9 protein-coding genes are annotated in these 8696 nt (G+C 70.8%); 1 reads left to right on the top strand and 8 read right to left on the bottom strand.

Annotated features, from left to right (window positions below):
- Position 1: 1 nt before the first annotated feature.
- The 8 genes from AB6V29_RS11985 to AB6V29_RS12020 form a co-directional block, all read right to left on the bottom strand.
- Positions 2-1357 carry a homoserine dehydrogenase gene (locus AB6V29_RS11985; RefSeq protein WP_210071980.1) on the bottom strand — a complete coding sequence of 452 codons (1356 nt, stop codon included), beginning with the start codon at positions 1355-1357 and terminating at the stop codon, positions 2-4.
- On the bottom strand, positions 1354-2802 hold the full coding sequence (gene lysA, locus AB6V29_RS11990; protein WP_267786521.1) for a diaminopimelate decarboxylase: 1449 nt from the start codon (positions 2800-2802) through the stop codon (positions 1354-1356). Before lysA ends, AB6V29_RS11985 begins: the two co-directional genes overlap by 4 nt.
- Positions 2803-3034: 232 nt before the next feature.
- Positions 3035-3805: a DUF2993 domain-containing protein gene (locus AB6V29_RS11995; protein ID WP_267786520.1), complete on the bottom strand. Its 771-nt coding sequence runs from the start codon at positions 3803-3805 to the stop codon at positions 3035-3037.
- Positions 3806-3808: 3 nt separating this feature from the next.
- Positions 3809-5473 carry an arginine--tRNA ligase gene (gene argS / locus AB6V29_RS12000; RefSeq protein ID WP_369358858.1) on the bottom strand — a complete coding sequence of 555 codons (1665 nt, stop codon included), beginning with the start codon at positions 5471-5473 and terminating at the stop codon, positions 3809-3811.
- A gap of 39 nt (positions 5474-5512) precedes the next feature.
- Positions 5513-6316 carry a transglutaminase family protein gene (locus tag AB6V29_RS12005; protein ID WP_369358859.1) on the bottom strand — a complete coding sequence of 268 codons (804 nt, stop codon included), beginning with the start codon at positions 6314-6316 and terminating at the stop codon, positions 5513-5515.
- A gap of 54 nt (positions 6317-6370) precedes the next feature.
- On the bottom strand, positions 6371-6838 hold the full coding sequence (locus AB6V29_RS12010) for a hypothetical protein (protein WP_369358861.1): 468 nt from the start codon (positions 6836-6838) through the stop codon (positions 6371-6373).
- On the bottom strand, positions 6835-7989 hold the full coding sequence (locus AB6V29_RS12015; protein WP_369358862.1) for a serine/threonine-protein kinase: 1155 nt from the start codon (positions 7987-7989) through the stop codon (positions 6835-6837). The genes AB6V29_RS12010 and AB6V29_RS12015 overlap by 4 nt, the downstream gene beginning before the upstream one ends.
- 31 nt (positions 7990-8020) lie before the next feature.
- On the bottom strand, positions 8021-8275 hold the full coding sequence (locus AB6V29_RS12020; RefSeq protein WP_267786515.1) for a DUF6458 family protein: 255 nt from the start codon (positions 8273-8275) through the stop codon (positions 8021-8023).
- Positions 8276-8394: 119 nt separating this feature from the next.
- Between AB6V29_RS12020 and AB6V29_RS12025 the strand changes: the two genes are divergently transcribed.
- Positions 8395-8592 carry a DUF2188 domain-containing protein gene (locus AB6V29_RS12025; RefSeq protein WP_369358865.1) on the top strand — a complete coding sequence of 66 codons (198 nt, stop codon included), beginning with the start codon at positions 8395-8397 and terminating at the stop codon, positions 8590-8592.
- Positions 8593-8696: the final 104 nt, after the last annotated feature.

Consider the following 8696-nt stretch of genomic DNA (forward strand, 5'->3'; position numbering starts at 1 on the left):
GTCAGTTCCCTTCCACACGCAGCACGGAGACCACGCGCTCGACGACGCCGCTCGCGGCGAGACGCTCGACGGTCTCGCTCAAATCCTGCTCGCGGGCCTTGTGTGTTCCGATGACCAGGCGGGCGGATCCCGCTCCGGTCGCTGAGCCTGTCGAAGCGCCCGAGTCTGCGGCATCCGGAGACGAGTCGATGACCGTCTGCTCGACGGTTGCGATCGACACGCGCCCCTCGCTGAGGATCCCGGCGACCGTCGCGAGGACGCCCGGCTGATCGTCGACCTCGAGCGTGATCTGGTAGCGCGTGATGACGTGCCCGATCGGCACGGCCGGGAGGTTCGCGCGGGTCGACTCGCCCACACCCACACCGCCGGCGATATGACGGCGGGCGGCCGACACGACGTCGCCGAGCACGGCCGAAGCGGTCTGCACGCCACCGGCGCCGGCACCGTAGAACATGAGATCGCCCGCGGCCTCGGCCTGCACGAAGACGGCGTTGTTCGCACCGTGCACGCTCGCGAGGGGATGAGTGCGCTCGACCAGGGCCGGGTACACGCGCACCGAGATCGACTCGGTGCCGTCGACACCGGCGGCCAGGCGCTCGCACACCGCGAGAAGCTTGATGACGTACCCGGCGTGACGCGCCGACTCGATCATCGCGGCGTCGACCGAGGTGATGCCCTCGCGGTGGACGGCGTCGAGGGGCACGGTCGTGTGGAACGCGAGGCTCGCGAGGATCGCCGCCTTCTGCGCGGCGTCGTAGCCCTCGACGTCGGCGGTGGGGTCGGCCTCGGCGTACCCGAGGGCCTGTGCCTGGGCGAGGACGTCGGCGAAGTCGGCGCCCTCGGTGTCCATGCGGTCGAGGATGTAGTTCGTCGTGCCGTTGACGATGCCCATGATGCGCACGACGCGGTCGCCGGCGAGCGAGTCGCGCAGCGGCCGGATGATCGGGATGGCACCGGCTGCGGCGGCCTCGTAGTACACCTCGGCGCCGACCTGGTCGGCGGCCTCGAAGACCTCGGAGCCGTGCGTGGCCAGCAGCGCCTTGTTCGCGGTGACGACGTCGGCGCCCGAGGCGATCGCGTGCAGCACCTGGGTGCGGGCGGGCTCGATCCCGCCCATCAGCTCGATGACGATGTCGGAGCCCACGATGAGGGTCTCGGCGTCGGTGGTGTAGAGCTCCTGCGGGAGGTCGACGTCGCGCTTCGCGTCGAGGTTGCGCACGGCGATGCCGGCGAGTTCGAGCTTGGCGCCCGCGCGATCGGCGAGCTCGTCGCCGTGCTTGAGCAGCAGGTCGGCGACCTGCGAGCCGACGGCGCCGGCGCCGAGAAGCGCCACGCGGAGCGTGCGGTAGTCGGTCATTCGGTGTCTCCGTGGGGTGATGCGGTCGTGCCGCGTGAGAAGGATGAATCGGATGCCGGGATGGCGGCGTCGCGCGAGAGCAGGTCGTCGATGCTCTCGCCGCGCACGATCACGCGAGCCTGACCGTCACGGACCGCGACGACCGGCGGGCGCGGCGTGTAGTTGTAATTGCTCGCGAGAGAGAAGCAGTAGGCGCCGGTGGCGGGCACCGCGAGCAGATCGCCCGGGGTCACATCGGCCGGAAGGTACTCGGCATCCACCACGATGTCCCCGGACTCGCAGTGGCGGCCGACGACGCGCGAGAGCGCCGGGGTCGCGGAACTCGTGCGCGAGACGAGGCGCGCCGAGAAATCGGCGCCGTACAGCGCGGGGCGGGCGTTGTCGCTCATACCGCCGTCGACGCTGACGTAGGTGCGGTCGAGGTCCTCCCCCGCGGTCACGGTCTTGACCGTGCCCACCTCGTAGAGCGTGATGCCGGCCTGACCGACGATGACGCGACCCGGTTCGGTGGCGACATCGGGCATCGGGATGCCGCGCACCGCGCACTCGTCGGCGATGGCATCGACGATGCCGTCGGCGATCTCTTCGATGGGCTTCGGGTCGTCGACCGAGGTGTAGGAGATGCCGAAGCCGCCGCCGACGTTGAGAAGGGGGATCTCTCCCCCGGCCAGCAGATCGGCGTGCAGGTCGACCAGACGCGCGGCCGACTCCCGGAAACCGGAGGAGTCGAAGATCTGCGAACCGATGTGCGCGTGCAGCCCCACGAACCGCAGACTCGACAGCTCGCGGATGCGGGCGACGGCCTCGGCCGCCCCCTCGAGCGAGAAGCCGAACTTCTGGTCTTCGTGGGCCGTGGCCAGGAACGCGTGGGTCTCGGCGTGCACGCCCGTGCGCACGCGCACGAGCACCGACTGCACGGCGCCGCGCCGCGCGGCGATCGCGGCGAGACGCTCGATCTCGATCGGGCTGTCGACCACGACCGAACCGATGCCGACCTCGACGGCGCGCTCGAGCTCGCTCACGCTCTTGTTGTTGCCGTGAAAGCCCAGGCGCGCGGGCTCGGCGCCCCCGGCGAGGGCGACCTCGAGCTCCCCGCGGGTGCAGACATCGACTGAGAGGCCCTCGGCGACGACCCAGCGCACGACCTCGGCAGAGAGGAAGGCCTTGCCGGCGTAGTAGACACGAGCCCGGATGCCGTGGCGTGCGGCCGCGGAATCGAAGGCGGAGCGAGCACGACGAGCGTGAGCACGCACCTCGTGCTCGTCGAGAACGTAGAGCGGCGTTCCGAAGCGGTCGCGGAGGTCGAAGACCGAGACCCCGCCGACCTCGACGGAGCCGTCGGCGACGCGGTGCGCCGAGGCGGGCCAGACGGAGGAGACGAGCTCGTTCGCTTCGGCCGGGGCGGTGAGCCAGGCGGGCACGAGCGCGGAAAGCGAGGCGGACACAGGGGGACCAATCGGGTTTTGCGGCGACGCGACGGCCGCGGATCACGGCTCCCACCCGCGCGGAGAGTCACGCGGCGGGCAGTCCTTGCAGTCTAGGGCACGACGTATGCCGCCCTTTTCCCACGACCGCCCCTGCTGTCTCGGTTCCGAGGGGGCGCGGGCGTCGCGGCACGCGACCGGGAGGAACGCACGCGCGGACGTCCGGGGCGATGCTCCGTGTCGAGCCGGGCGGTCAGCCGCAGGCGCCGTCGCTCTGCAGGGCGGGATCGTTCAGGATGCCGCCGGCCACGTCGAACGTCGCCACGAGATCCTGCCCCTGGACGGTGGCCGAGGTCAGGGTGAGCCCCCGCGGGAGGCGGTCGGCGATGCAGAGGCTCGTCGTCTTGAGCAAGGAATCGGCCACGCCGCCGAACTGGCCGCGGAGAGTGTCGGCATCGATCGCGTTGCCGCCCACCTGGAACGACGACGGGGTCAACGTCAGATCGCCTTCGGCGGCACCGGGGGTGACCCCGACGCCGACCGGGATCGCGATGCCGAAGAGCGAGAGCGAGGTCTCGAGATTCACGTCGGGGGCGGCCATGGTGACGGTACTCGCCGGGAGGTCCGGAACCTCGGCGAGCAGAGTCTTGAGGTGATCCTGGTCGAGTCGCACCGAGGCCACCCCGCCGTCCGCCGCGGCATCGCCCGAGACGGGGACCCCGCGCAGGTCGACGCGGACGTCGCCGGTGATGGGACCGAGGGTCACGTCGTTCGACGACACGGCGACCTCGTCGAGGCGTCCGCCCAGCAGCTGCGGCAGGACCAGACCCGACACCGACACGTCGACATTCTGATCGTCGGGCAGGCCGACGTTCTTCACGACGAGCGAGCGCACGGTGCTGGTCACGACCGAGCGGGCGATGAACTCCGCTGCCACGACCGCCCCGGCGAGCAGGACGACGACAACCACGAGGACGGCGACCCAGCGAACGGTGCGGCGGCGGGGGGCCGTGGCATCCGTCATGCTCTACATCCGCTCCGGAGCGCTGACGCCGAGCAGGTCGAGGCCGTTTCGCAGCACCTGGCCGGTGGCGTCGTTCAGCCACAGGCGCGTGCGGTGCACGGACTCGACGGGGGCGTCGCCGAGCGGGATGACGCGGCAGTTGTCGTACCAGCGGTGGTACAGCCCGGCGAGCTCCTCGAGGTAGCGCGCGACGCGGTGCGGCTCGCGCACCTCGGCGGCGTACGCGACGATGCGCGGGTACTCCTGCAGTGCGCCCAGGAGCGCCGACTCGGTCTCGTGGTCGAGCAGCTCGGGGGCGAACTCTGAGCGGTCGACGCCGGAGTCCGCGGCGTTGCGCGCGACATTGTGCGTGCGCGCGTGGGCGTACTGCACGTAGAAGACCGGGTTGTCGTTCGTGCGCTTCTGCAGGATCTCGGGGTCGAGCGTCAGCGGCGAGTCGGCCGGGTAACGCGCGAGCGAGTAGCGCAGGGCGTCGGTTCCGAGCCACGCCTGCAGGTCGTCGAGCTCGACGATGTTGCCCGCCCGCTTGGACAGGCGTGCCCCGTTGATCGAGACGAGCTGCCCGATGAGCACCTCGATGTCCTTCTCGGGGTTGTCGCCCGCGGCTCCGGCGAGCGCCTTGAGGCGGTGCACGTAGCCATGGTGGTCGGCGCCGAGCAGGTAGATCTTGTGAGCGAACCCGCGGTCGCCCTTGTTGAGGTAGTAGGCGGCGTCGGCGGCGAAGTAGGTGTACTCGCCGTTCGAGCGACGGATGACGCGGTTCTTGTCGTCGCCGAAGTCGGTCGTGCGCACCCACACGGCGTCGTCCTCGTCGAAAACGTGGCCCTGCTCGCGCAGGCGGTCGACAGCCTCGTCGACGAGGCTCGGCTGGCCCTCGATGCGGGCGTGCAGGTCGCGCTCCGAGAACCAGACGTCGAAGTGCACGTTGAAGCGCGCGAGCGAGGCCTGGATCTCGCCGAGCTGGAAGCCGTAGGCGAGCTCGGTGGCGACCGAGACCTGCTCGGCGCGGTCGAGCTCGAGGATGTCGGTGCGGGCGGCCTGCACGCGCTCGGCGAGAGCGGCGATGTAGGCGCCGCCGTAGCCGTCTTCGGGTGTCGGCTCGCCGGCGATGGCGGCGACCACCGAGCGGCCGAATCGCTCCATCTGGGCACCGGCGTCGTTGATGTAGAACTCGCGCACGAGGGTTGCCCCGCTCGCGAGGAGCACACGGGCGATCGCGTCGCCCAGGGCTGCCCAGCGGGTGTGGCCGATGTGCAAGGGACCGGTCGGATTGGCGCTGACGAACTCGAGATTGATCGTGTTGCCGCTCTGGCTGTCGTTCGAGCCGAACGCGGCGCCCTGCTCGACGATCGTGCGGGCCAGCGCACCGGCGGCCGCGGCGTCCAGCCGGATGTTGATGAATCCTGGGCCGGCGACCTCGACGCTCGCGATGCCGTCGACGGATTCGAGGCCGGCGGCGATCTCTGCCGCGAACTCACGGGGGTTGGCCCCGATGACCTTCGAGAGCTTCAGCGCGGCGTTGGACGCCCAGTCACCGTGATCGCGGTTCTTGGGCCGCTCGAGCGGCAGGTCGGCGGCCGTGATCCCGGCCGAGGAACCCTCTCGTCGCGCCTCGGCGAGCGGGGCGATGACAGCGAGCAGGGCGGCGGAGAGGGCTGCGGGATCCATAACCCGTCAAGTCTAGGGCGCGACGCCTGGGAGGCCGCGTCAGGCGATCCGCACCAGGGTCTCGTGATCGTCGGGCTCCGCGGCGGGGGCGTCTTCGAGCACGGCATCCACGCGCATCCGCTCGAGCCCCACGTATCCGCCGTGGAAGCTGAGGAAGGCGCAGTCGGCCGCGTCGCGTCCCGTGGCGATCCGCACGAGCGAGCGACGATCGGCGAGGCGCGTGGCGTCGACGACGTACCAGTGCCCGTCGAGGTACGCCTCGGCGACGGCGTGGAAGTCCATCGGGTCGAGCCCGGGGGCGAAGCACGCCGCGTACCGGGCGGGCATGTCCATCGCGCGCAGGAGGGCGATCACGACGTGCGCGTAATCGCGGCACACGCCCTGACCGGTCGAGAGGGTCGTCACGGCACTGTCGGTGCCCATGCTGAGCCCGGGCGTGTACGTGACGGTGGATGCCACGAAGTCCGACACCGCGGCCAGGAGCTCGCGCCCCGACAGACCGCGGAACTGACGCCGCGCCTGGGCGAACACCTCGTCGGACTGGCAGTAGCGGCTCGGCCGCAGATAGCCGATGGTCTCGAGATCGCTCGTGCGGGGGCTCTGGGCCGCACCCGAGACGAGCGCTTCGTAGCGCACCGAGAGGGGCCCCTGGTCAGCGGTGAGCCGATGGAGTCGACTGCCGGACGGGTCGACGAGCTCGGTCGGTGCGTAGAGACGGTCTCCCTGTGCGAATGTCAGATTCTCGCTCGCCAGGGGTGCTCCCTGCGCGGCGGTGATCTGGAAGATGAGGTCGACGGAGGCCCCGAGATCGAGGTCGAGTTCTGCGGTCACGCGGCGCGGCACCGGGCAATCCTCGCACGCGTTCCGACCCCCTCGGCGCGACCCGGGCGAAGCGGCTCAGCCGTCTTTCTTACCGGGGCCCTTGCCGTTGCCGTTGCCATTGCCGTTGCCCGGTCCCTTGTCGTCTTTTCCGCCGGGACTCTGGTCGTCCGGAGCCGGCTGGGCGGGCTCATCACCACCGTCGTCGACGACCGTGTCCGACGACTGTGTGGGCGCGGGATCCGTTGTGGGCGTCGGCGTCGGCACGAGAGAGGTCAGGTCGGCTCGGACGGTGGCGATCCGGCTCAGGATGCCGTCGGCTTCGTCCGCGGAGATCTCGCCGGCGTCACGGCGGGCGACCACGTCGGCCTCGAGAGCATCCAGGCTCGCGAGAGCCGAGGCGTAGTCGCCACCAGAGGCCTGATCGGCCACGGTCTGCACGTTCTGCTGCCAGGCCGTGGGGGTCGCAGCCGGCGGGGTGCACGCCGTGAGGACGATGGCCGCGGCGAGGAGGAGGCCCGCGGCGGGGGCGGCGCGGCGGATCACGGACCCACCTGCTTCCAGAGGTCGTCCATGTGCTGGTCGAGGGGCTGGGGAAGCGACGGCAGAGCGGGCTCGTCGGCCCCGCCCCCGGAACCGACAGCTGCGGCGATGCCGATGCCTCCGACGGCCAGGAGAACCGCAACGACGGCGCCGATGACGAGCGCGCGAGGCGAGGGCTTTCTGTCGGCCCGGCGCCGAGTCGGGTTCGCGGACGGCTCGAAGACGCGCGTGGGGCCGGTGCTGCCGGCAAGGGCGGCCGTCGGAAGAGGCGAGGCCGGCTTCGCCGGGGCCGATACGGGCACCGTCACCCCCGAGAGGGTGCCGAGCTCGGAGATGAGGCCCGTGGCATCCGGTCTCTCGTTCGGCTCGATCGCGGTCATCCGCTCGAGAACTCCACGCCACGCAGGCGGGATCTGCGCGGGGATCTCGGGAGCCGCGACGAGACGGGCGGCGAGGGCCTCGTGCGGGGTGCGGGACCCGAAGGGGCGGGAGCCGGTCAGCGCCTCGAGCAGGACGAGTCCGAGCGCGTAGACGTCGCTCGCGGGGCCGGCGGGCATCCCCCGCGCTTGCTCGGGGCTGAGGTACGCCGCGGTGCCGATGACCGTGTCGGCTCGGGTGACGCGTGTCGCCCCGACGAGCGAGGCGATACCGAAGTCGGCGAGGGTCGCGCGCGGGCTCTCGCCGGCGTGGGCGGCGGGTCGGATGAGGATGTTCGAGGGCTTCACGTCGCGGTGGACGATGCCGCGACCGTGGATGACGGCGAACGCCTCGGCGATCTCGCGACCGATGCGGGCGACATCGGGCCCCGGAAGCGGTCCGCGCGCTATGCGGTCGGTGAGGGTCGGGCCGGCGATGAGTTCCATCGCCAGGTAGGCCGGCTGCGCGTCGAGCTTGGCGTCGTACAGCGTGACCAGGGAGGGGTGCGACAGGGACGCGAGCAGCCGGATCTCGGAGCGCACGCGGGCGACGTCGGAGGGGTCGGCGCCGTCGCCGTCGATCACCTTGAGGGCGAGGGTGCGTTCGAGAGCGGTGTCGACGGCTTCGTAGACACGCGCGTAGCCGCCCTGGCCGAGGACGCGCCCGAGGCGATAGCGCCCGTCGAACAGGTCGTCGACGGCAGGGTCGTATGCGACGGTGGGGGTGGGTTCGGTCATATCAGCTCTCCGGGGATCGACCCCGCGGGGCTCAGACGAGGTCGTCGTTCGAGGAGCGCGTGCTCGAGCGCGTGACCTGCGCTGCCCCCGCTCCTTCGGTACGGGTGACCGTATCGGTTTGGCGACGACGAACCAGCATCACGACCCCGATGAGGAAGACGACGACGCCCGCGCCCATCATGATGTAGCCGATCGTGGTGAGATCGACGAAGTCGTTGGGGAGGTTGACCGCGAAGGCGAGGATGGCACCGACGACGAAAAGCGCGATACCGGCTCCAACACTCATGACAGACCCCTTTCGAAGGTCTCCTCAGCATCGCAGCATCCTGCGGAGCCCCGTGACGGTCTTGACAACGCCTGTCAAGACGGGGGTGGTGCCCCCGACCCGGGTGTGACATGGATGCCATGAGCCAGAACGACGTGACCACCCGATCGAACCGAGGCCAGTGGGAGAACGCTGTCGAGGGCCGACCCGAGCTCTCGGCGAGCTTCTCCAGCCGCGAGGAAGCCGTGGACCAGGGACGCACCGTCGCGGACGAACTCGGTTCGCGGCACATCGTCGAAGACGCCGAGCCCACCGGGTCCGTCACCGACGAGGACTGACCCCGGCAAGACCGAAGGGGGCGGGGGGGGGGGGGGCGGCGGCCCTCGCTTTCCCCCGGCTGGATTTGTTGGCACTGGTCTTGCTATCTGGTACCTATGCTCTT

It is taken from the genome of Microbacterium sp. 20-116 (assembly GCF_041079415.1).
Classification (GTDB): Bacteria; Actinomycetota; Actinomycetes; order Actinomycetales; family Microbacteriaceae; genus Microbacterium.

Coding starts and splice junctions, on each gene's coding strand:
- AB6V29_RS11995 (WP_267786520.1), bottom strand. CDS start 3,805: ATGACGGATGCCACGGCCCCCCGCCGCCGCACCGTTCGCTGGGTCGCC.
- AB6V29_RS11985 (WP_210071980.1), bottom strand. CDS start 1,357: ATGACCGACTACCGCACGCTCCGCGTGGCGCTTCTCGGCGCCGGCGCC.
- AB6V29_RS12020 (WP_267786515.1), bottom strand. CDS start 8,275: ATGAGTGTTGGAGCCGGTATCGCGCTTTTCGTCGTCGGTGCCATCCTC.
- AB6V29_RS12025 (WP_369358865.1), top strand. CDS start 8,395: ATGAGCCAGAACGACGTGACCACCCGATCGAACCGAGGCCAGTGGGAG.
- argS (WP_369358858.1), bottom strand. CDS start 5,473: ATGGATCCCGCAGCCCTCTCCGCCGCCCTGCTCGCTGTCATCGCCCCG.
- AB6V29_RS12015 (WP_369358862.1), bottom strand. CDS start 7,989: ATGACCGAACCCACCCCCACCGTCGCATACGACCCTGCCGTCGACGAC.